19 protein-coding genes, 13 tRNA genes and 1 rRNA gene are annotated in these 21,229 nt (G+C 52.2%); 5 read left to right on the plus strand and 28 right to left on the minus strand.

All coding sequences use genetic code 11. The features are described 5' to 3' along the window. Nucleotides 1-21: 21 nt before the first annotated feature. Complete coding sequence (locus GGC63_RS31305; RefSeq protein WP_192705639.1) at nt 22-2,172, minus strand: stalk domain-containing protein; 2,151 nt, start codon at nt 2,170-2,172, stop codon at nt 22-24. A 179-nt stretch (nt 2,173-2,351) separates the two neighbouring features. Continuing rightward, nucleotides 2,352-4,310, minus strand: coding sequence for a glycoside hydrolase family 127 protein (locus tag GGC63_RS31310; protein WP_192705640.1), 1,959 nt, complete (start codon nt 4,308-4,310; stop codon nt 2,352-2,354). 135 nt (nt 4,311-4,445) lie between these two features. On the opposite strand from GGC63_RS31310, the gene GGC63_RS31315 reads away from it, so the two are divergent. Together GGC63_RS31315 and GGC63_RS31320 are read left to right on the plus strand one after the other, a co-directional pair. Then, nucleotides 4,446-5,366: an AraC family transcriptional regulator gene (locus GGC63_RS31315; protein WP_318781153.1), complete on the plus strand. Its 921-nt coding sequence runs from the start codon at nt 4,446-4,448 to the stop codon at nt 5,364-5,366. Nucleotides 5,367-5,533: 167 nt separating this feature from the next. Continuing rightward, a complete protein-coding gene (locus GGC63_RS31320; RefSeq protein WP_192705641.1) occupies nt 5,534-5,956 on the plus strand; it encodes a universal stress protein in 423 nt (140 codons plus the stop codon). Between the two features lie 54 nt (nt 5,957-6,010). On the opposite strand, the gene GGC63_RS31325 is transcribed toward GGC63_RS31320, so the two are convergent. From GGC63_RS31325 to GGC63_RS31345, 5 genes are read right to left on the minus strand one after another with little or no spacing between them, the layout of a single operon-like run. Further along, nucleotides 6,011-6,616, minus strand: a complete 606-nt coding sequence (locus GGC63_RS31325) for an ABC transporter ATP-binding protein (protein WP_192705642.1) — start codon at nt 6,614-6,616, stop codon at nt 6,011-6,013. Next, the gene (locus GGC63_RS31330) at nt 6,606-7,529 is read right to left on the minus strand and encodes an ABC transporter ATP-binding protein (protein WP_192705643.1); all 924 of its coding nucleotides are present in this window, start codon (nt 7,527-7,529) and stop codon (nt 6,606-6,608) included. Before GGC63_RS31330 ends, GGC63_RS31325 begins: the two co-directional genes overlap by 11 nt. 45 nt (nt 7,530-7,574) lie before the next feature. After that, nucleotides 7,575-8,405 carry an ABC transporter permease gene (locus GGC63_RS31335; protein ID WP_412973908.1) on the minus strand — a complete coding sequence of 277 codons (831 nt, stop codon included), beginning with the start codon at nt 8,403-8,405 and terminating at the stop codon, nt 7,575-7,577. Beyond that, nucleotides 8,402-9,427 carry an ABC transporter permease gene (locus GGC63_RS31340; protein ID WP_192705644.1) on the minus strand — a complete coding sequence of 342 codons (1,026 nt, stop codon included), beginning with the start codon at nt 9,425-9,427 and terminating at the stop codon, nt 8,402-8,404. Before GGC63_RS31340 ends, GGC63_RS31335 begins: the two co-directional genes overlap by 4 nt. Next, nucleotides 9,415-11,013, minus strand: coding sequence for an ABC transporter substrate-binding protein (locus GGC63_RS31345; RefSeq protein WP_225948633.1), 1,599 nt, complete (start codon nt 11,011-11,013; stop codon nt 9,415-9,417). The genes GGC63_RS31340 and GGC63_RS31345 overlap by 13 nt, the downstream gene beginning before the upstream one ends. A gap of 302 nt (nt 11,014-11,315) precedes the next feature. On the opposite strand from GGC63_RS31345, the gene GGC63_RS31350 reads away from it, so the two are divergent. Next, a complete protein-coding gene (locus GGC63_RS31350; RefSeq protein ID WP_192705646.1) occupies nt 11,316-11,735 on the plus strand; it encodes a universal stress protein in 420 nt (139 codons plus the stop codon). 88 nt (nt 11,736-11,823) lie between these two features. Here GGC63_RS31350 and GGC63_RS31355 read toward each other — a convergent pair whose 3' ends face one another. Beyond that, complete coding sequence (locus tag GGC63_RS31355) at nt 11,824-12,750, minus strand: LysR family transcriptional regulator (RefSeq protein WP_192705647.1); 927 nt, start codon at nt 12,748-12,750, stop codon at nt 11,824-11,826. A 160-nt stretch (nt 12,751-12,910) separates the two neighbouring features. On the opposite strand from GGC63_RS31355, the gene dapA reads away from it, so the two are divergent. After that, complete coding sequence (gene dapA / locus GGC63_RS31360) at nt 12,911-13,783, plus strand: 4-hydroxy-tetrahydrodipicolinate synthase (RefSeq protein WP_192705662.1); 873 nt, start codon at nt 12,911-12,913, stop codon at nt 13,781-13,783. Between the two features lies 1 nt (nt 13,784). Here the strand turns inward: dapA and GGC63_RS31365 are convergent, their stop codons facing one another. From GGC63_RS31365 to GGC63_RS31385, 5 genes are all read right to left on the minus strand, one after another. After that, on the minus strand, nt 13,785-14,612 hold the full coding sequence (locus tag GGC63_RS31365; protein WP_192705648.1) for an ABC transporter ATP-binding protein: 828 nt from the start codon (nt 14,610-14,612) through the stop codon (nt 13,785-13,787). 124 nt (nt 14,613-14,736) lie between these two features. Continuing rightward, nucleotides 14,737-15,171, minus strand: coding sequence for a DinB family protein (locus GGC63_RS31370; RefSeq protein ID WP_225948634.1), 435 nt, complete (start codon nt 15,169-15,171; stop codon nt 14,737-14,739). A gap of 80 nt (nt 15,172-15,251) precedes the next feature. Then, nucleotides 15,252-15,647 (minus strand): VOC family protein, encoded by a 396-nt coding sequence (locus tag GGC63_RS31375; RefSeq protein WP_192705649.1) that lies wholly within the window; start codon nt 15,645-15,647, stop codon nt 15,252-15,254. A gap of 117 nt (nt 15,648-15,764) precedes the next feature. Then, nucleotides 15,765-16,730: a helix-turn-helix transcriptional regulator gene (locus GGC63_RS31380; protein ID WP_192705650.1), complete on the minus strand. Its 966-nt coding sequence runs from the start codon at nt 16,728-16,730 to the stop codon at nt 15,765-15,767. Nucleotides 16,731-16,781: 51 nt separating this feature from the next. Continuing rightward, complete coding sequence (locus GGC63_RS31385) at nt 16,782-17,696, minus strand: LysR family transcriptional regulator (RefSeq protein WP_192705651.1); 915 nt, start codon at nt 17,694-17,696, stop codon at nt 16,782-16,784. Between the two features lie 164 nt (nt 17,697-17,860). Here GGC63_RS31385 and GGC63_RS31390 point away from each other — a divergent pair, with 164 nt between their 5' ends. Further along, nucleotides 17,861-19,219, plus strand: coding sequence for an MFS transporter (locus tag GGC63_RS31390; protein ID WP_192705652.1), 1,359 nt, complete (start codon nt 17,861-17,863; stop codon nt 19,217-19,219). 118 nt (nt 19,220-19,337) lie between these two features. Here the strand turns inward: GGC63_RS31390 and GGC63_RS31395 are convergent, their stop codons facing one another. From GGC63_RS31395 to rrf, 15 genes are all read right to left on the minus strand, one after another. Next, nucleotides 19,338-19,760, minus strand: coding sequence for an SRPBCC domain-containing protein (locus GGC63_RS31395; protein WP_192705653.1), 423 nt, complete (start codon nt 19,758-19,760; stop codon nt 19,338-19,340). A gap of 110 nt (nt 19,761-19,870) precedes the next feature. Continuing rightward, nucleotides 19,871-19,941 (minus strand) — tRNA-Gly (locus GGC63_RS31400). Nucleotides 19,942-19,950: 9 nt separating this feature from the next. Then, nucleotides 19,951-20,027, minus strand: a tRNA-Pro gene (locus GGC63_RS31405). A gap of 7 nt (nt 20,028-20,034) precedes the next feature. Further along, nucleotides 20,035-20,117: transfer RNA gene (locus GGC63_RS31410), tRNA-Leu, on the minus strand. A gap of 8 nt (nt 20,118-20,125) precedes the next feature. Further along, nucleotides 20,126-20,199: transfer RNA gene (locus GGC63_RS31415), tRNA-Arg, on the minus strand. A 13-nt stretch (nt 20,200-20,212) separates the two neighbouring features. Continuing rightward, nucleotides 20,213-20,287: transfer RNA gene (locus GGC63_RS31420), tRNA-Gly, on the minus strand. Nucleotides 20,288-20,294: 7 nt separating this feature from the next. After that, nucleotides 20,295-20,379 (minus strand) — tRNA-Leu (locus tag GGC63_RS31425). A gap of 7 nt (nt 20,380-20,386) precedes the next feature. Beyond that, a tRNA-Lys gene (locus tag GGC63_RS31430) sits at nt 20,387-20,459 on the minus strand. Nucleotides 20,460-20,465: 6 nt separating this feature from the next. Beyond that, nucleotides 20,466-20,538 (minus strand) — tRNA-Phe (locus tag GGC63_RS31435). Nucleotides 20,539-20,564: 26 nt separating this feature from the next. After that, nucleotides 20,565-20,641, minus strand: a tRNA-Asp gene (locus tag GGC63_RS31440). An 86-nt stretch (nt 20,642-20,727) separates the two neighbouring features. Next, nucleotides 20,728-20,803, minus strand: a tRNA-Val gene (locus GGC63_RS31445). Nucleotides 20,804-20,861: 58 nt separating this feature from the next. Further along, nucleotides 20,862-20,933: transfer RNA gene (locus GGC63_RS31450), tRNA-Glu, on the minus strand. 9 nt (nt 20,934-20,942) lie between these two features. Further along, nucleotides 20,943-21,018 (minus strand) — tRNA-Asn (locus GGC63_RS31455). A 4-nt stretch (nt 21,019-21,022) separates the two neighbouring features. After that, nucleotides 21,023-21,099, minus strand: a tRNA-Ile gene (locus GGC63_RS31460). Between the two features lie 36 nt (nt 21,100-21,135). Further along, nucleotides 21,136-21,229: ribosomal RNA gene (rrf, locus tag GGC63_RS31465) — 5S ribosomal RNA — on the minus strand; the annotation flags it as partial.

Consider the following 21,229-nt stretch of genomic DNA (forward strand, 5'->3'; position numbering starts at 1 on the left):
AGCTTGTGCAATCTTCTGTTTTTAAAAGTGTTCTATCGGCCAGAAACGTTCCTTGGAGATTTGGGCAAGCTCCTTCTCATTCAATACGGTGACGAAGGCCGACTGATCCACATAAACAACGACGAACTGGTACCCGCTGCCCACTATCTTGGTATTGATTTTTTTCAAAATCCCTACATCCATAAAGTCATTCATGTACTGAGGGTACAAGGTCACTTTCTCCCCGTTCAAGTTCAATTGCACTTTTATAGGGCCTTCTTCGGTATTCCATGTTTCTACGATGTCGCTTGGGTTAAAAGCGCCTCTTGAAATTCGCGCCCAGTCCTGCAGCGCTTTGACATAAACTTGATTTCCTTTCCCGACATTGGCTTCGGTATCCTTCATCCATACTCTGCTTTTATCCAGCTGCAAAATAAAGTGATCGGCATACAGCTGGTAAAGAGTATGGTCCTGATACGGATCAAAATCTTTATCTGCCGCGAAATCGTTCGGGTAGTTGTCAATAAAGTTCTTCTCAACCTCGTTTACGTCCATCGACTGGAAGAAGCCCATTTCCTTATAATAAGCAAAAATCTCATGGATTCTTTCCGCTGCGCTCTTTCCCTTGTACTTCTCGGCTATCTTTTCTTCGGGAGTAGGAATCTCCTGGAAGGTTCGAGCTATGTCCAGCAGTTCTGTAGAGGACTCGTCGAAGTCGGTTTCACGAACAAACAACAAAAATTTATATAAGCTATTCTTGCCTTGAATGACCATCATCCGTGCTTTGAATTGATTGGCACCATTGTTAAAAACAAATGATCCATAGGCCGAATCAAGCCCGTTGACAGAGAGAGGCTCCGGCTTGGAGGCGGGCTCATAATGGGTTCTGGATATTTCGGAGGCCAAATAATCCGTTAAACTAGGAACAGGCTTAGATACAGATTGATCTTCCCAGAAGAGGAACCCCTCTCCTTGTAACGAATAGGCACTTACATCATCAGCGGTTCCTAAATTCGCCGCATCCGCTGGTTGCCACTTATGGCCCGCCCTAAAGCTCCATCTATTATCTAAAGACTTAAACTCTCGCAAATCTTTATAGATATTGATCGTCTTGTCAGTCTCTTTCCACACCATATCGTAATGCATGACTTCGCTTATAAAACGAACAGGTACGAACAGGTTCCCATTCTTTACTTTAGGAGATGACGGGAGCTGCTGCTGTATGCCGTTCAAGGTTGCTGTCGAGTCGTTCACTTTAAGGGTGATTTGAAGTCCCTGCTTCTTGCCTGAGACGCTCTGATTGCGCTCGTCCCATTCGATCTGAAGTCCCAGCGCCTCAAATAATGGACGAAGCTGTACCAGGGTGATGCCGTTCTCAACAAATGGCGCTTCACTGAAGATGATTTGTTTCCCGTCCAATTTTACAATGATTTCGTTGGGATCGGAGCTCGCATACGGCATTTGGTTGATAGAAACGTCCCGTCCCCTAAGTTCATCTAGGATAGGCTTGCCTCCGTCCCGCAACGGATTATTTTCGATATAAAGTGTTTTAAGCTTATTCATCGAAGTCAGCGGACGAATATCCTGAACTTGATTGTTATTAAGAAACACGGTTTCCAAGGCGGGATGGTCCTCTAAAGGTTGAACATCCACGACCCGGTTATTCTCTAGATTCACCCATCTTAAAGGCAAATGGGCTAATGCCGTTATATCTTGAATCTGGTTATTGCCAATCAATAAGTCCGTAAGGTGACTATTTTGTGCCAGACAATCAATCGAAGATATTTGATTATCCGATATGACCAATTGCTGCAGCTGATACAAGCTGGCCAGCGGACAAACATTCTCAATCTGATTATGTTCCAGGCCAAGCATCTTAATTTCCGTTAATTGCTTAAGCGGAGACAAATCTTTAATTTCCTGGTTAGGCGCATACAGCGATTTAAGATTTAGGGCGTGCTCCAGTCCCTTTAAGCTCTGCACCTTTCCCTCCTCTTGCGGATATAAGGAAGTCAGCTCAAGCAGAGCTTCTTCGGTCAGCTCTTCGCTCTCATCTAGGTTCAATTGTTTCTTTATAGCCTGCTCCAGCACCGGATCTTCGATCAGCTTGCCTTCGGCGTGAGCTTCACTTAGCGGAATTACCAAGAGAAGCATTAGACCTGCCAATAGTGCCGGCCATGCCCATCTTTTCATATTTGCGACTTCCCCTTCGTCATTGTTATTTCGGAGTCCCCCATGTTTGCTCAATTGGAAGCGGCTCGCTTGACTTATTCCACAAGGAAGCGCAATTTTCCTTTTTTCGACAATATTTCGTCAAAAAAAAGCCAACTCCTCGCCTTATGAAGGCTCGAAGTCAGCTTATCTGTCCTTGTTTAATGCTCCCTAATCCATACTATCATTTCGCCCTGCTTCCGGTTCCCCCATAAGAAGTACGGAATGGCTTGCAATTGGTGGGGTGCTGCCTGCCGGGTCACAGGACGATATAATTCCTCCTCGCCCCATTCTCTCTCGTCATCGCGTGAAGCCGCCGCTTCTACGACGACTATGCCTCCGAATAGATGATCGTCGAACCTCTCTGTCAGCTCCGACTTGCTATCCAGTACAATGGCGGTCAAGAGCCTGCCATTATCCTCTTCCTCCAAGCAGTAAACCAGAGGCCCCCGTTGAATAGCGGCTTTGCCCGCGTTCGCCCGCAGCCTTGGATTCGAACGGACCCGCTGCGCTGTCATTGGCAGCTCCAGCTCCACGACATCTCCCGCCTGCCACAGCCGTTTGATATAGGCATATCCGTCAACGATAAGCGGTTCCACCTCTATAGATTCTCCGTTGACTTGAAGCCGGGCACCGCGGCACCATCCGGGGATGCGGAGAGCCAAGGCAAAATGCGCCGCCTCGTCCGGAGTGATCTCCAGCTGTATCCGGCCTTCCCACGGGTAACGGGAAATCTGCTTTAGCTGCAGTCGTGTGCCCGCCGTCTCCACTTGCGCCTTGCTTCCTATATACAGGTGCGTGTAAACGGTATCGTCTGTGCTTGAATAAATATACCCGCCAAGAGAAGCCAGGAGCCTCGCCACGTTAGGCGGGCAGCACGAGCACCCGAACCAAGGCTGTCTGACCGCCTTAACATGCTTGCAGGACGGATTGTGTTTGCTGGCCTCCGGCCATACTTCCAATGGATTCACGTAAAAATAATGCTTTCCGTCCAGTGCCATGCTGCCTGCCACGTTATTATAGAGAGCCCGCTCCAACACATCGGCATAGGACCCTTTGGCTTCCAGCCGGAGCATTCGCTCCGAAAAAAAGATCAATCCGATCGATGCGCAGGTTTCCGCATACACCGTATCATTGGGCAGATCATAGTCAAAGGTGAACGCTTCTCCGTGCGCCGTCGAGCCGATACCGCCGGTAATATACATTTGCTTGGATACGATGTTGCTCCAAAGCGTACGGCAGGCCTCGAGCAGCGAGGCATCCCCGGTATGGCCCGCCAAATCCGCCATTCCCGTGTACATATAGACCGCACGCACCGAATGACCTACCGCTTCCTTTTGCTCTCTGACCGGCATATGGCTTTGGTGGTAAGCTAAATTCGGAGGAGATGCTTTTCCAGGTCTCCAATGGGTCGTCCCTCCTCGCTTTTCCCACTCCTGCGTGAAAAAATGAGGCTCCCGCCCCCGCTCATCAATGAAATATTGGCTGAGCTTCAAATAGCTCTCGTCCCCTGTCACCCGATACAGTTTAACGAGGGCAAGCTCGATTTCCTGATGGCCGTCGTAGCCGCGAATTTGTCCCGGCTCCCTGCCGAAAACCGTACCGATATAATCGGCAAAGCGGCACATCGCCTCCAGAAATCGGCGCTTTCCCGTCGCTTCGTAATAGGCCACGGCAGCCTCGATCAAATGGCCGGCAACGTACAGCTCATGACAATCCGTTAAGTTCGTCCAACGATTCCCAGGTTCTTTTATCGTAAAATAGGTATTAAAATAGCCGTCCTCATGCTGCGCTTCTTCAATCAGACCTATGACCTGATCCGCTGTTGCTTCCAGCTCCGCATCCGGGTGATTTGCCAGAGAGTAAGCCACAGCCTCCAGCCATTTGGCTATATCGCTATCCTGAAATACGAACCCTCCGAACTCCCCTGTCTTCTTGCCGGCGGCAATCAGCAGATTGTTCATGGCATGACTCGGTTCGGCACCAGGAATCCGATCATTTAGAGCCTCCCATTGGTACGGAATGACAACCTCACGAACCAGCCTGGTGTAAGGAGACCAGAACGGATCCTCAATCTGAACCTTGCTGAGCGGCACCTGTCTGCTTGTAAACAGCGACATCCCTTCACATCCTTAAGTATGTTATATAGATACAATTTGAACCTTTCATTTTCCCATCATATCTTATAAAATGATTGAAAAATACGAATAGAATCACCCTATATTTATACTATTTGAACCTTGGAGTGAAGAAGCGTGGAGCCTCTCTACCTGCATTTTCAGGCAGCCCCGCTGCCTTATTTCATGGAATGCGGCAGGACCGTCTATCAGACAGGACAGCAGCATCCGAACCGGGCCAATCTGGGGGTATTCGATCTATTGCTCGTCAGCCGGGGAACGCTCTACATTGGAGAGGAAAACAAACAATGGGCCCTGACCGCAGGAGAAATGCTGATTCTCCTTCCTGACCGTTATCACTATGCGGCAGCCCCTTGCGAGGAAGAAACGACGTTTTATTGGCTGCATTTTCAAATACCGGGAACATGGAGGGAATCAGCTGCGGCCTTCTCCGAGCCTGCGGCTAAAGAAAACACGCCAGGCCATCTGCAGCTTCATCCGGTTCAGCAGCATAGCATGGCGATCCCCAAGCATTGGGCTATGCCTGTGCCTCAGATGGGCTATGATCTGTTCGCCAAGCTGCTAGGCTGGTCTGCGGAGCTGCGATCCAGCGGCTTCTGGGAACAGCAGCAGCTGTTTCTGGAGCTTCTGCGCGCGGCCGTTGAAGGTCAGCACATCTTCAATACCCATCCGTCCAGGGTTGTCGCCGAACAGGCGGAGGCCTTCTTGAAGCGCCATTACCGGAGCGATGTGACCAATGCGATGCTGGCGGACGCCCTTCACTTTCACCCGAATTATATTACCCGATGCATGAAGGAAGTGTATCAATGCACACCGCTCGAATATTTGCTGCGATATCGTCTGGAGCAGGCGAAGCTGCTTCTGGTTAAGACCGACCTGCCGGTCTCGGAAATTGCCGATAACGTGGGCTTTCATTATCCCGCTTATTTCTCCCACTGCTTTACGCAGAGCATTGGGCTGACTCCCCGGCAGTACCGCAAGCAGTTTCAACCTGCCTCCCTGCCGGACACGGTGGCCTCGAGGCCCAAGGAAGCTTAGGGTTAACCCGATTTTCTGTAAAAAAGGAAGCGCTTAAAAAGCCGCCCAAGCGCTGCTTGCCGTTCCTTTAATTGACACAATTAGTCAGATTTTTTCGACAATTCCCGCCCCGGTCATGGTATAATGAAAGTGTAGTAACAAACGAAATAATCACGGAGGTGGTTATCATGCTATTCACTAAAATTCTCGTAGCATACGACGGTTCGAACTTGTCCAAGAAAGCGCTCGCCAAAGCGATTGAAATTGTGCAGCAGGAAGCCGCACAGGACGCTAAAGCGCCGGAGCTCCACGTCATTCACGGCGTGCAGGACGTATCCTATGCTATGGGTACTACCATTACCATAGATCCGAAAATCAGCGAAGGGGTTCTTCAGGAAGCAAGAGATCTCGTCCCTTCTTCGATAGACGCCAGCTACATTATCCAGAACGGCTCTCCCGCCAATTCCATTCTGGATTATGCCCATGATAACGGAATTGATCTCATCATTATGGGCAGCCGGGGACTCGGAGCGATTCGCGAGTTCTTCTTGGGAAGTGTCAGCCATAACGTGGTACAGAACTCCAAAGTGCCTGTCCTTATAGTGAAATAATATGAAAAACGAGCAACAGCACTACACCATGTCCGGTGTAGTGCTGTTCTCTTTTTACCGCCATGCTGCGGTATCTACCACTCTATCGCAAATGCGGTCAATCAGCTTACGCTCATGACTGATAACCAGAATGCCGATGTCCCGCTTGCCGGCCTCGGTCAGAACAGCATGCCAGATTTGCGCTTGGGTAATTGCATCGAGCATCGCCGTCATTTCATCCGCTATGAGAAAGCGGGTTCCCGCTCCAAGCGCACGCGCAACACAGAAGCGCTGCAGCTCGCCGCCCGACAGCTCATTCGGCCATCGGCCGAGCCAATCCGCTTCAATGCCCAGCGCGGCCAGCAGTTCCGGGTCTGGCTCTCCCCCTTCCCGCAGCATTCGCCCCATCGACCAGCGCGGATTCACCGCTTTCTCCGGATGCTGGAACACCAATTGCACGGGATGAAAGCCTGTTGCAGGCAGCGGTCCTCCGTCTAACATAACCGCTCCCTCCCGCGGCTTTTCGAAGCCCGCCAGTATGCGGCCAAAGGAGGTTTTGCCATAGCCGCTGGGGCCAACCAGCCCTACAACCTCACCGGACCTTATAGTCAGATCGACACCGCGGAACAACCATGGCTCTTTATCATAATGAAATCCGATCTTGCGTGCCTCAAGAAGCATGAATGCATCTCACCCTTCCTTCGCGCAGCTCCCTCTCTGCCGGCAGCGCATCGCTGCATTCCGCAGTGGCCATTGCACACCTCGGCGCAAAGAGGCAGCCCGGCGGCAGCGCAGACGGATGGGGCTGAAAGCCGGGGATAGGCGCAAAATCATTTTGCGGCAGCGCCCGCCACAATGCCTTCGTATAAGGATGGCGAAGAGCCTCGCCCGTTCCATGGAAATCCTCCCTGCGGGCGACTTCAACCGTAGTGCCTGCATAGAAGACGGCAACCCGATCGGCAATCGTCAACGCAGCTTCTATATCATGCGTAATCAGCATGACGCCGGCACCGCTATCCGCAAGCTCCCTGAATCGGCTAAGCGCTTCTTGAACGGCCGAGGGATCCAGGCCGGGAGTCGGTTCATCAGCGATAATCAGCTTCGCACCGCTGATCGTCGCGGTAGATACGAGTACTCGCCGGGCCATACCCCCGGACAATTGAAACGGATATTTCCGGTCCGTACCGGGTGCAAGCCGGTATCGCTCGAATACTTCCTTCATACGGGCGTCGGCATCCCCTTCACGTACGGAGGCCTTCACCTGTTCACCTACCCGCATAAGCGGATCAAGAAAAGTAACCGATTGGGGGACAAGCGCGATCTCCCTGCCTCTTAAGGAAGCAGCCCGGTCGGCATTCAGCTCCAGCCCCTCATATAGAAGAGTGCCGCTCATCCTCGCATTCGACGGCAAAATACCGAGAACAGCATGAGCCAGCAAGCTTTTGCCCGATCCGCTGGAGCCGACAACCGCTACAATTTCACCGGGATGAATCGTCAAATGCAGGTCATGGATCACTTGAATCGAACGCTGCTTAAGGCCGCGTGTATATTGGGTAAACGATAGGGAAAGGTTTTGGACCTGCAAAATCGCCATGGTTCCTGTCAGCTCCTTTGCTCTCTAATGCTGCATGGCTAGCAGCTATTCATGTGACTGATGCGGGTCGAAGAGCCGGCGCATATTGTCCCCAAGCACATCGAACGCTCTTACGATAAGCAGAAGACATAAGCCCGGGAAAAAAGCCAGCCACCACATCCCGGTTGATAAATACCGCATGGATTCGGACAAAATAACACCAATCGCAGGCTGATGAGGGGATAACCCCATCCCGATAAAGGTTATAGCCGCTTCGTGCAGAATAGCATGCGGAAACAGCAGCACCACGCCGACCACGAATTGAGGAGCCAGATGCGGCAGCAAATGTCTTGTTGCAATCCACCAGCGTGATTTGCCCAAATGCCCGGAGATTTGCACGAATTCGGCCGACCGGAGCTGCATGACTTCCGCCCGTATGACGCGGGACAAGCTCGGCCAATGAGTAAAGGCAATACCGATAATGATCCCTTTGGCCCCTCCTCCCGTGACGAAGGCCAGAAGAATGAGCGTCACCAAATGGGGGACGCTAAGAAACAAATCTATAAGCCAGCTGATGATACGATCCGCCGTTCTGCCCATGGTGGCGGCAGCTAACCCTAGTGCCATAGCAATGATGACACTGGCCGCAGCCGCGGTTAAACCGACTCCAATGCTGAGGACAAGACCTTTCATCGTTCTGGTGAACATATCCCTTCCCAGCCAATCCGTACCGAACAGATGGCTCCAGGAGGGCGCCATATTGCGAATTTCCAGATGCGTCTGGATCCTGTCGCTGCTTAAGAGAAGGCCTTCCAGTACTACAAAAGCCAGCAATAGAGCAGACAGCACCGTCATAGTAACCGTTCGCTGCCTGCGGTTCATTCTTCCTATGCTCATCTTATCGCCCGCCCCTCTCTAAGCCTGGGATCGACAAGGCGATAGATCAGATCCGCCAACAGGTTGCCGGAGAATACGAATACAGCGCTGAACAGCACCAGCCCCATCAACAGCGGCACATCTCCCCGAAGTCCGGCTTCTACCGTAGCCTGACCGAGACCCGGATAAGAAAATACCTGCTCCGCCAGGACAGCCCCTCCGAACAGCTCGCTGAAGGACGCAAACTGCAAGGTTACCGCAGGAAGCGCAATATTACGCAAACCATGTCTCCAAAAAAGCCGAAAGCCCCGCTCGCCCCGTGCCTTTGCGAACAAAATATAGTCGCTCGACAGTACGCTGACCAGCTTCTCTCTGGTATGCAGGGCGATCGTCGCGATACCGATAACGCTCAGTGTCATAGCCGGTAGAATCATATGTACCAGCCGATCGGTCCAGGTTACCTCCTGCGAGAGCACTCCGGCAGGGACGCCCATCCCGACAGGAAACCATCGAAGCCATACGGCGAAAACAATCAGAAGCACCAGTCCCATCCAAAAGGTTGGCGTGGAAGCCAACGTATAGCAGTACCATTTGATCGCCTTATCGATCCAACGGTCCTTGTTCATCGCCGCAATAATCCCGGCCGCAAACCCGATAACCCCTGAAAGCAGCCATGCCGTGCTCATTAGCGCGATGGAGCTCTTGAATCGTTCGCCGATGACCTCGGTAACCGGACGGCGAAAGATCATGGATGTCCCCATATCCCCTTGCAGCACGGAGGCCGACCATTTCATATAGCGCTCCATAGGGGGGCGGTCGAGCCCCCAGTGGGCCGCAATCCGTTCACGCTGCTCCGGCGAGACCTTCATCATATCCGAGCCGACATAAGCCTGAACCGGATCGATCGGCGATTGGCTGATTAGCAGGAACGATACGGCACTGATCGCTATCAACAGAAGACACAGCCTCAGTGCCTTCAGTCCAAGAAACCTTACCAAGCTTCCGCTCATGCTGCCAACACCCGCTTCCCTTAGTTCAGCCATTTCCACTCTTCAATATTATCCGTAACCGGCCAGCCGTGACCGTGCGGGTGAATCCGCTGCTTGCCGATATCTAGGTTTTCTTTGACCAAGTACAAATGGTCGATGTTGACGAGCCAGGCCCAAGGAGCATCACCTTTGGCGCTCAATCCTGTAGCTCCGTCCCACTGCGCCTTTTTCCAAAATTCCATAGCATCCTTCGTATTCGTTGCCCGAAGCGCCTTGTTCATATAATCATCCACCTTCGGGTTACTGTAAAAGCCCGGGTTGTAATATTCCACACCGCCGAATTTGCTGCTGTACACATTGAACATTTCCATCGGATCGTTGCTGCCCCATCCGAGCAGCAGTGCGCTGGAGTGCATCAGCTTTTTAATTTCGTCCCAGCTTTTGCCGTCAACCTTCATGTTAATGCCAATGGATTTCATCTTATCCGCAACCGTAATCGCCAACGATTGGCGAGTCACGTCATCGGACGGATACAGCAAGGGAAACTCCGCCTTCAGCGATCCCTTGTCCAGGATGCCGTCGCCATTCGTATCCTTCCATCCTGCATCGGACAAAAGCTTTTTTGCCGCTTCCAGATCGCCATCAGGCACGACGGAGTCGGCATTGTACCAAGGCAGGCCGTCATTGACCGTAAAGGCAGGGGTACCATGTCCCTCCAGCACTCCTTGGACGAGGGCCCTACGGTCTATCGCCGTATTGATGGCTTTTCGAATCGCGATATCGGCCGTTACGTCATTCCCGATCGGATATCCTTCCTTCGTTTGCCCGCCGGCTTTTACGTATGGGAACACGATCCCCCGGTTATCCACCGTATGAACGGTCTCCAGACGCATCCCGGGAACCTGCTGCTTGCTGAATGCGGCCGGAATATAGGACACATCGACCTTTCCAGCCTTGGCGGCGGCAAAGGCGGCATCCTCGCTCAAGAACAGAAAGGTCAGCTTTTTAAAATACGGCTTCGCTCCGTAATAATCCGGGTTCGCCTCAACAATCAGCTGCTGGCCTTTGTCCCACTGAATGAACTTATACGGGCCGCTGCCTATCGGTTTTTGCGAATAGTCCTTCCCATGAGCATGCTTCGGAACGATCCCTGTCGCCAGCATCATTTGAATAAAGGTCGATTGCGGTTCCTTCAACGTGAATTGGACTGTCGAATCGTTGGGAGCCTCCACACTTTTCAAGTTGCTCAAATCGATAGCCGAGCTGCTCTTGGCGGCAGTTTCGTATGTATATTGAATATCTCCAGCGGTCAGCGGCTGCCCGTCCGTAAATTTTGCATCCTTACGAATGGTGACCGTCCATACCGTTCCGTCGCCGCTCAGCTCATAGCCCGTTGCGAGATCATTTACGATGCTCATATTGGCATCATACTTGAATAAAGTACTCTGAAACAGCGGCGAGCCATAGCGTCCCCAACCGGTAGTCGGGTCAAATCCGGCCTCCGGCTCGGAACCGATAGCCACGACCAATTCATCCTTTGCTTTCCCTGCATTCCCCTTCGGAGTCTGAGTGCAGCCCGCCAGAAATACTGAAAGAAGAAGTACAATCAGTATAGCTAATCGAATCGTTTGTCCCTTCAACACATCTCTCTCCTCTTTCTCTCCCATGGTATATATGTATTTTTGGTAACACGAATTGTTCAAATTGTAGCACACAATACCGATATCGTCACCCCTTTCCTCCCAAATTTTGTCGAAAAACAAATGATATGCATCGATTTCACCAGCTGCATGCAGCTTCTCGCCCTTCATTGGGTAATAAAAAGCAATCCCGGAATAAAGCTGCTGGAAAAAGGAGAGGTTATACCGAAAACAGGTACTATTTGACGGAAAAACAGGGACGCTGCCTATCAGCCTAATTCCCAGCAAACGAGGTGCTAACGATGTACTCCAAAATTCTTGTCGCCTACGACGGCTCCGAGCTGTCCAGAAAAGCGCTGGAGCATGCCAAACGACTCGCTGCGGCCGCTGCCGAAATCGAAGTACTGCACGTCTATTATGTGCCCGCGCTCATCATCGGAGAGGCCGTATTGACAACCCCTCAAATGCAAAAAAACTACTATGAGCATGAGCTCGCGGTAGATGAAGAAATCAAGCGTCTGATCTCCGACCTGCCGTCGGCTAAATCCATTATCAAGCAGGGGCAGCCGGCCAGGACGATCGTGGAGCATGCCCGGGACAACGGGAACGATCTGATCGTCATCGGCAGCAGAGGCTTATCCGCTCTGGATGAGCTGTTCCTCGGAAGCACGAGCCATAATGTCGTCCAGCATGCCGGTATCCCGGTGCTTGTTGTGAAATAGCGGTTTGGCCGCCATACGCTGCTCAGCGGCTCACAATCAAAAAGTCCTGCAACGGGTATCCTCAATCGGGTACCCTGCAGGACTTTTATTAATCATTCGGCTGCTCAGACGTTATCGCAGTGAGATAACGTTCCGCTGCCGCCTCGTCTCCAGTCAGTAAGCCTATTAATGACAGGAGCGTCTGAGACATCCATTTCTTCGGATGGAGGAGCACCTGCAGCTGGAAGCGAAGATCCGGATGACGGAACGGAATCACGGCCAGCTTGCCCCTCTGGAGCTCATCCTCTACCGCAATCCGGGGCAGCAGGGCGATGCCGAGCCCATTCATGACGCAATGCTTGATCGCCTCCAGACTTCCAAGCTCGAATCCGATCCGGTACGCCACTCCGTTATCCCGCAGCACCTTCTCAAAGGTGCTGCGGTAGATGCAGCTTCCTTCGGACACGATCAGCTCGCAGCCCTCCAGATCACGGAGGGCTGCTTCAGCCGCTGCTGTGAGTGCATGTCCAGGAGGCGCGATGAGAACGAGCGGCTCCTCGCGCACCGTAATGCAGCGGAGCGAAGCATCCGCAGGATGACGGTCAAGAAGCAGGGCGACGTCGTATTCGCCCTCCTTGACCTTAGCTACCAGCTCCGCCTCGCTGTCGGGCAGGAGTTGAATCCCCAGCCCCGGATGCAGCTGCCTCAGCTGCTGCAAATACGGCGGCAAATAATAGGCCGCCAACGAATCGATGGTGCCTATTGTGACCGCGGCGTTAACCTGATTCGCAATCGATTCCTTCGATTGATCGTACAGGTCCAGCATCTGCACCGCCAGCTTAAGCAGCGCTTCTCCCGGCGGAGTCAGCCGCAGCTGCTTGCCGTATCGTTCAAACAAAGAGACCCCGTATTCTCTCTCCAGCTTCTGAATCTGCATGGTCACGCTCGACTGCGCATAGCCGAGCTCCTCCCCGGCCCGAGTAAAGCTCGCTCTTCTAGCCACCTCGCGAAACGTACGAAAGTAGGTCAAATCCATCGGCTGCCGCCCCTTTCATCAAAAATTTTGATGCACCTTATCATTTATTATAGCTAACACTGATAATAAGTTCCATGCTAAAGTGATTGTAATCCAATCACAGCAAGTCTTCCGAGATAACAGTTCGACACTTCCTATAAAGCATGAGGAGGAATTCATGATGTTAACCGAACAGCAGCTCAAAGGGATCTATCTCCCGATCATAACCCCTTTTCACCCGAACGGAGAAGTCGACGAGGAGTCCTTCCGCAATCTGGTATCCCGTTACGTCGGGGATGGCATTCACGGACTGGTCGTGAATGGAACGACCGGCGAATCTCCTACAATGAAGCAAACCGAATGGGAGGCACTGACACGGATAGCGAAGGAAACAATCGGCTCGCGTATCCCGATAGTGCTGGGAACCGGCACGAACGATACGGCATCCACCGTTCAGAGAACGGAGCAGGCCGGTCTTCTCGGAGCGGACGCCGCACTTGTCGTCGTTCCTTATTATAACAGGCCGTCGCAGCAAGGAATTATTGAGCATTTTCGGAGGGTAGCCGAGGTAGGGGTTCCGGTGATTTTGTATGAGATTCCAAGCCGAACCGGAATTACTCTAGAGGTAGATACCGTCCGTACCATTCTGGATATAGACGGCGTTATTGGAATGAAGGATAGCTCAGGAGGCATCGGTCTCGTTTCCGAGCTGTCACGCCATGGATCGAAGCCGGTGCTGTGCGGAGAGGACGCTAATTTCTACGCCTCCTTATGCTGCGGAGCCAAAGGGGGCATGCTGGCTTCCGCACATCTGCATACCGAGCGGTTCGTTCACATCTATAACCGCTTTCTCTCCGGCCACGTGAGCGAAGCCAAGCTGGAGTTCGACGAACTGCTGCCGCTCATCCGGCTGCTGTTCGCCGAGCCGAACCCCGCTCCGCTCAAATGGATTCTCGCGGAGCAGGGCCGTATCGCCAGCGGCGCGCTGCGCCTGCCGCTGACGACCATCAGCGCGAAGCTGCAGGAGCAGCTTCAGCCTTATCTCTCCTCATGACTTACTCCCTCGTCATGAGGGCCTCTTGCGCCGCCGGATCGCGGCGCTGCTGCTTCGGGAGGACCCAGTACCGGTCCTCCCGTCTCAACACCTCCACGGGCGACTCGAAGAAGCTCGACAAATGCTGCTCGGTCAGCACCTCGCTCACCTGTCCGGAGGCGAAGACCTCGCCCCGGCGCAGCAGCAGAGCATGACGGAACATCGGCAAAATCTCCTCCGTATGGTGAGTCACATACAATAATGTCGGCGCATCAGGCGATTTCGCCAGCTGGTCGATCACCTCAAGAAGCGCCTCCCGTGAAAACAAATCCAGCCCATTGCACGGCTCATCCAGAATCAAAAGCTTCGGCGAGCTCATCAATGCGCGGGCGATTAATATTTTTTGCTTCTCCCCTTGGGAGCAGGTTTGATACTGGCGTCCTTTCAAATGGATACACTGCATTTGCTCCATCAAGGCGTTCGCTCGTTCCCAATCCTCTTCTCCCGGCTTTTCATACAAGCCGATGGTCGCATATTTGCCGCTGACGACAATTTGCTCTACCTTATCGGTTGCATACAGCTTTTCCTGCAAAGACAAGCTTACCCAGCCGATAGACATGCGAAGCTCTCTTAAATCAACAGTACCGTAAGGATGACCCAGCACGGACACCTTGCCTGAGGTTGGCCATATATAACCGTTAACGATGTTAAGCATCGTCGTCTTGCCCGAACCGTTCAATCCAAGAATAGCCCAATGCTCTCCCGGGCGCACCTGCCAGTTAATATCGGTGAGCAGCTCGTTTTTTTCTCTGCGGTAAGTGATGTTTTGCAAATCAATGACATAATCCATTCGGTTCCTCTCCCCTCATAATATCCGATCATCTGATGTTTAATAGCATACCATAAAAGCTCCTTTTTCGGCTAGCCTTAAAACAAAAACGCCCCACCCCTAAAGGCAGAACGCTTCCCTACTTTTACTCTGAACTACATACAAATAAAACACATAGTCCGTCGGAACGCACGGATGGCCCAGCTGGCGGAGCATCGCGTTGATACGTACCGTGGTTGACGACATGTTCAATAATGTCCAAATGGCCGGCGCGAAGTGTGCCGTACTGGGGATGAGGATACTCCCTCACTGCGTCCAGATCCTGCTCCACAAGGAAAGCCCGATATTTCTCTGCCAATTGATGGTACAGCTCCTGCATCGTTTCCAAGCTGACTCCCTTTGCCTGCTCGGTTGCCTGCTTAATGTCTTCCATCATAGCATCGAAGCTTTTGCCGGACACGGCGCCAAACCACGTCGTATCTACACGGTATATATGAGCGAGCGCATCCGCTATAGAAGGAAAAACACTTTGCACTGCGGCAGAATAAAGCTCCTCCGGCAGCTCCTTTAGATGGTTCAATATTTTCTCATTTGCCCATACGTGATAGTCCTAACGCAGATCCCGGCAGATTTCATCGTGATGTAAATGATAATAGACAATCAGCTAAGCATACGGTATATCTCGATCAGATTTCCGTCCGGATCGCGAAAATGGGCAATACGTGAGTTCCACTGCATCCGGTCATGCGGTTCGGTCATACAGACGGCCCCCTTGGCCTTCAGCCTATCTGAGGCCGCATCGACATCGTCAACCTCGAATTGCAGCAGAAATTGTGACGGTCCTGCCTCTCCCCCGCGGGATTCCCCTGACATGCCTCCGAGCACCTCGGCCATCATAGCTTTGGAAACAACCTCAATTCGAGTCTCGCCGTTGTTGAACAGCGCGTACTCCATCTCCTCCATGTACCAGCCCACCGGCAGTTCAAGCACATCCCTATAAAATGCGGCGCTAGTCTTGAAATCGTCCGCCAACAGACGGATTTGCAGCAGCTTCATTTCCATTCCTCCTAATTAGGGCAGCAGTCCCCGTTCATATCCATTCATTTATTACGTTGGATTCACCTTGCTGACCCTATTCTATAGGAGGTTGACTGACAATTATGGTCAGTGATGTTACATGGAGCGATAATAATCGGCCAGCTGCGAAGCCAGCTCGACCAGCTTGTCCCTGAGAATCGCCGGTTCCTTAACCTGAATCGACCTGCCATAGGACAGCAGCAGATGGGGAAAATAGGTGGCCACCGCTCTCTCTTCCAAGCGAAAATGCGCTTCGGTCGCCGACCTCTCCTCCAGCACATGACCAAGATACCAGTGTGCACATAAATCGTTAATCGCTGATTCTCTGCCCGCAATGCGAATAGAGATCCGCTTTTCCTCGTTATCCTTATCAGGCAAAAGCGTGCCTAAGAAAAAGTCTTTGGCGGAAAATGCTTGAGGCCGCTCGAAACGGTCCGACGTCGGGGATACCTCCTGGATGCGATCTACGCGGAAGCTGCGAACATCCCGGCGCAAATGGCAAAATCCGACGATATACCATTTTCCCTTCCAATAAACAAGTCCGTACGGGTCGATTCGCCGCTGAAGCGGCAGCTGAGCCGTTCCCTTCAAGTAGCTCATCTCGACAGTGCAGCCTCGCGCTACAGAAACCTCCAGCTCTTGAAGCAAGGCTTCATGGGAATCGTCCGCAGGAGCATGGATGACATCGAAGCCGACCAAATGCCGGTTGATCTCGTTTAGCTGCTCTTCATTCGTATACATTTTGAGCTTGCCGACCGCTCTCTGCAGCGCTTCGCCATAGGGATATCCGGCTTCCTGTGCGAAGACGGCCGCATGAATGAGAGCCTTCTGTTCCGTCATGTCAAAAAACAGAGGAGCCTCATTAAACTGGCTCAGCAAGCTGTATCCTCCGTTATGCCCCGAATCCGCAATAATCGGAACGCCGCTGGCACACAGCGCGTCAATATACCGATAGACTGTGCGGACATGAATTTCCAGCTCGTCTGCCAGCTGCTTGGCCGTTACCCGTTTACGATCCTTCAAGAGCCATAAGATTGCCAGCATATTATCTGCTTTGGACATCGTGTGCGACTGCCCCTTTCCTCGCGATTGCTTATAAGTGCTGGTTTTATTTTATTTCCACTTGGAAGCAGATTCAATCTCTTCCTGCTGCAGCCGCGCAAAGAAGCTTTGCACGAACTCCCGGAAGCTCCGGGCCGCCATCGAATGATAACGGTCCTTCTTCCAAGCTAAGCCTATCGGCCTGCGGCAGTCAGGCTCTTCAATCCTAAGCGGTACTACAGAGGTATGATCCCAGAATCTTAAGTTCAGCATAGTGCTGAATGAAATGCCTAGTCCCGCCTTCACCAGACTTCGAACGGACGCCGGCTCATCGATTTCGTAGGCGATATCCGGACGGATTCCAGCTTGCTCAAAATACGCGTCGGTCAGATCGCGCAGGTTGTTGCCGCTCTTCAGGTTGATGAACGTTTCATCGGCTAGATCGTCCAGTCTGACCGAGGCTCTCTCCGCAAGCGGATGCTCATGCGGCACCATTAGGATGATCTCGTCGTTCATCAGCGACAACCATTCGATGCCCGAATATTCAATAGGCATGGAAGCTATACACAGATCAAGCTCCCCGCTGTGCAGCTGCTCGATCATGGTCTGCAGCGAATGCTGGTGAACGCGGAATTTGACATGCGGATGCTCGGCACCGAATGCCTTGAGGAGGTCGCCCAATACTTGTGTTGACATGACCCCTAAGGAAATGTACCCATGCTCCATCCCGCCAAGATCCCTAACCTCCCGCAGTCCATCGTGAATATTGGCCAGCGCCTGATCAATATGACGGAGAAAGACGCGTCCGAATGGATTTAACCTGATCTGGCGCCCTTGCCGGTCGAACAACGGAACCCCTACCTCGCTTTCCAGACGGGCGATCGTTTGGCTTAAAGCGGGCTGAGCGATGGCAAGCTCTTTGGCTGCCCTGGTCATATGCTCATGCTTCGCCACCGCCTGAAAATATTTCAATTGAAGCAGCTCCATCCTAACCCTCCTCCTACCGCCTGAGGTAGTAATAAACCGACCGAAATCTATTAATAAGTTCAAACTTATGAATTAATATGAAAATTAATATTTTTTTATATGAACATTCAAGAGTAGTATAAACCATAGTGTCAAAAAAATCATGTCAGGCGGTCATAAAACGTATGAACCATAAAGTTACAATCCCCGTGTGGGCGCTCGGCAACTTTCTCGTCGTTATGAACACGACAATGTTCAACGTATCCCTTCCGGATATTATCGGGCAGCTCCATATTACGGCGGGGCAGGGCTCCTGGATCGTGTCGGGCTATTCTATCGTCTTTGCCCTGTCGACTATCATTTTCAGCCGGTTATCGGATTTCATCCCCATTCGTAAGCTTTGGACGATCGGGATTTCGCTTCTCGTCATAGCTTCTGTCATCGGCCTGTTCGCCGATAGCTTCGGGCTTGTCTTGCTTGCCCGGCTGTTTCAGGCCAGCGGAGCCGGAGCAACGCCTGGGCTCGGCATGGTGCTTGCCAGCCGCTATGTGCCCTACGAACGTCGGGGAAGGGCCATCTCGATGATCGCTTCGGGAAGTGCACTGGCGTTCGGTCTGGGGCCGGTTATCGGAGGTGCTATTACGCAATATTTCGGTTGGCACGAGCTGTTTGCCGTCACCTGCCTGGTTATTCTGCTGGTCCCTATCTTATGGAGACTTATCCCCAAAGAAACGCTGGAAAGGGTTCGGTTCGATTACACCGGGGCGGCCTTGATCGTTATTACTTCGTCGGCTTTCTTAATTGCCGTCACTCAGCTGTCCGGCATCGTCCTTATCCTTAGCATCATTGCCCTAGGCTTAACGGTTTGGCATCTGCGAAGAGCGGAGAAGCCCTTCATTCCGCCGGTTTTATTCCAAAACGCGGCCTACCGCAAGCTGTTATGCATCGCATTCTTCGTCTTTGTTATGAACTTGTCGATGCTGTTTCTGATGCCGCTAATTTATTCCAAGGTATTCAGCATGGGGGCGGCATCGATCGGACTGATGATTTTCCCCGGCGCCTTCCTGTCCGCATGCCTATTGAAGCTGGTCGGACGGTGGATAGACCGGTACGGCAACTATAGGTTCATGGTGGCAGGGCATGTGCTGCTCGGAATTTCCATCATGATGATCTCGTTATGGGTACATGCGTCTGCGTTTGTGACCTTGGCAGCCTATCTTATTTTCTCACCGTCCCTATCCTCCATTACTTCCGCTCTATCGAATGAAGTGTCACGGATCCTGCCGAAGCATCTGATAGGGTCGGGGATGGGACTAACCCAGCTGTCCCAATACCTGGGCGGGTCGTTCGCCGTTGCCGGTTGCGGAATATTTCTCGTATGGCAGAACAATACCGCTCCCGCTGAAGCTTATCAGCATTTATATTTTATCTTGTTTATCATTCTCCTGATATCCCTGGGGATGCTGGTACTATACAAGAAATCGGGCAAAGCGGCCAAGCAAGCGGCTGCTGTCGCAAATGACAAGCAAGCCATTCAAGGCTAATCGAAACAAATCGCATTGAGCGGAAATAGCAAAAAACCGTACTACAGCATGGAGTGAAGACCTTCGTCTCGCTTTTCCTTGCTATAGTACGGTTTTCTTTTTTCAAAGCAGTCGATATTTAGCCGCTCATCCGCTCGGCATATTCCTCGAAATGGGTTAATACGTTCTCCCACCGCAGCTTCATTTCTTCTCTCACCGCCAGGTCCGCTAATTTCTCCTGGTGAAAGCTGACCGTCGTCCTTCCGCCGCTTGCAGGCAATAGACGAATCTGAAGCGTAGACGGCTTCTCCCAGCCTCTCCTCTGCCAGGTCATTCGCAGCTGCTCATAAGGCTTGACGACTCTCATCTCTCCGAGCGTTCCGTCGTTGGCTGCATAACGTTGTCCGGGCTCCAGATTCAGCTTCTCCAAGTCACCCAGCCAAAGCTTCAACCCGGATGATGAGAGCAAATACTGCCAGGCTTGCTCCTGGGTCATCTTTAACGTTCTTCTGACGCCAATTTGAACACCTGCCGACGCTGTCACTCCTACCGGCTTCGTCATTGTTCAGCCCTCCCGCTATCCATGTACTTCCTATTATAACCGAAAATAGTAAAAAGGTAATCTGCCGATAAAAACAAAAAAACCTTGATTTCTCAAGGTTTGTGCCTTTAAGCGGGTGATGGGAATCGAACCCACGCTACCAGCTTGGAAGGCTGGAGTTCTACCATTGAACTACACCCGCAAAAACATATGGTCGGGATGACACGATTCGAACATGCGACCCCCTGGTCCCAAACCAGGTGCTCTACCAAGCTGAGCTACATCCCGTTAATTATGGTGCCGGTAGAGGGACTTGAACCCCCACGGTTTCCCTCACGATTTTGAGTCGCGCGCGTCTGCCAATTCCGCCATACCGGCTTGATACACGTGCCCTGAGAGATTCGAACTCCCGACCTTTTGATTCGTAGTCAAACGCTCTATCCAGCTGAGCTAAGGGCACATAAGTTGATTAATGGAGCGGAAGACGGGAATCGAACCCGCGACCCTCGCCTTGGCAAGGCGATGCTCTACCGCTGAGCCACTTCCGCAAAACGATGCGCTCGAGAGGACTCGAACCTCCACGGGGGGTTAGCCCACACGGACCTGAACCGTGCGCGTCTGCCAATTCCGCCACGAACGCATGAATCTGAGCCATGTAGGACTCGAACCTACGACACCCTGATTAAAAGTCAGGTGCTCTACCAACTGAGCTAATGGCTCACGCAATGGCTCGGGACGGAATCGAACCGCCGACACGAGGATTTTCAGTCCTCTGCTCTACCGACTGAGCTACCGAGCCTTAACATGTTTGAAGTTAGGGTAAAATGGCGGAGCCGACGGGATTCGAACCCGCGGTCTCCTGCGTGACAGGCAGGCATGTTAGGCCTCTACACCACGGCTCCACACTTATTTTGCAGCACACAGCTACCTGCAAGTGACGAGTAGAACGACCTCCCGGTCTTCCACCCCACAATGTCACGAACATAAATGGTGGAGGCTGACGGGATCGAACCGCCGACCCTCTGCTTGTAAGGCAGATGCTCTCCCAGCTGAGCTAAGCCTCCGCTATGTATGAACATTATGGGATCTGCACAAAGTAATCAAGTACTTTGCTTAGAATAATGACCCGTAGGGGATTCGAACCCCTGTTACCTCCGTGAAAGGGAGGTGTCTTAACCCCTTGACCAACGGGCCTTGAAGAAATGGCTCCCCGAACAGGACTCGAACCTGTGACAACTCGATTAACAGTCGAGTGCTCTACCAACTGAGCTATCAGGGAACGCTGGTGGGCCTTAGTGGACTCGAACCACCGACCTCACCCTTATCAGGGGTGCGCTCTAACCAGCTGAGCTAAAGGCCCTTACCCAGAAGAAAAAACCCACATGAGTGGGAATTCGCTTGGCGACGTTCTACTCTCCCAGGACCCTTCGGTCCAAGTACCATCGACGCTGGAAGGCTTAACGTTCGTGTTCGGTATGGGTACGCGTGGT

The sequence above is a fragment of the Paenibacillus sp. OAS669 genome (assembly GCF_014873645.1).
Classification (GTDB): Bacteria; Bacillota; Bacilli; order Paenibacillales; family NBRC-103111; genus Paenibacillus_S; species Paenibacillus_S vulneris.

Coding starts and splice junctions, on each gene's coding strand:
- GGC63_RS31305 (WP_192705639.1), bottom strand. CDS start 2,172: ATGAAAAGATGGGCATGGCCGGCACTATTGGCAGGTCTAATGCTTCTC.
- GGC63_RS31310 (WP_192705640.1), bottom strand. CDS start 4,310: ATGTCGCTGTTTACAAGCAGACAGGTGCCGCTCAGCAAGGTTCAGATT.
- GGC63_RS31320 (WP_192705641.1), top strand. CDS start 5,534: ATGCTATTCACTAAAATTCTCGTAGCATACGACGGTTCGAACTTGTCC.
- GGC63_RS31325 (WP_192705642.1), bottom strand. CDS start 6,616: ATGCTTCTTGAGGCACGCAAGATCGGATTTCATTATGATAAAGAGCCA.
- GGC63_RS31330 (WP_192705643.1), bottom strand. CDS start 7,529: ATGGCGATTTTGCAGGTCCAAAACCTTTCCCTATCGTTTACCCAATAT.
- GGC63_RS31335 (WP_412973908.1), bottom strand. CDS start 8,405: ATGAGCATAGGAAGAATGAACCGCAGGCAGCGAACGGTTACTATGACG.
- GGC63_RS31340 (WP_192705644.1), bottom strand. CDS start 9,427: ATGGCTGAACTAAGGGAAGCGGGTGTTGGCAGCATGAGCGGAAGCTTG.
- GGC63_RS31350 (WP_192705646.1), top strand. CDS start 11,316: ATGTACTCCAAAATTCTTGTCGCCTACGACGGCTCCGAGCTGTCCAGA.
- GGC63_RS31355 (WP_192705647.1), bottom strand. CDS start 12,750: ATGGATTTGACCTACTTTCGTACGTTTCGCGAGGTGGCTAGAAGAGCG.
- dapA (WP_192705662.1), top strand. CDS start 12,911: ATGTTAACCGAACAGCAGCTCAAAGGGATCTATCTCCCGATCATAACC.
- GGC63_RS31365 (WP_192705648.1), bottom strand. CDS start 14,612: ATGGATTATGTCATTGATTTGCAAAACATCACTTACCGCAGAGAAAAA.
- GGC63_RS31375 (WP_192705649.1), bottom strand. CDS start 15,647: ATGAAGCTGCTGCAAATCCGTCTGTTGGCGGACGATTTCAAGACTAGC.
- GGC63_RS31380 (WP_192705650.1), bottom strand. CDS start 16,730: ATGTCCAAAGCAGATAATATGCTGGCAATCTTATGGCTCTTGAAGGAT.
- GGC63_RS31385 (WP_192705651.1), bottom strand. CDS start 17,696: ATGGAGCTGCTTCAATTGAAATATTTTCAGGCGGTGGCGAAGCATGAG.
- GGC63_RS31390 (WP_192705652.1), top strand. CDS start 17,861: ATGAACCATAAAGTTACAATCCCCGTGTGGGCGCTCGGCAACTTTCTC.
- GGC63_RS31395 (WP_192705653.1), bottom strand. CDS start 19,760: ATGACGAAGCCGGTAGGAGTGACAGCGTCGGCAGGTGTTCAAATTGGC.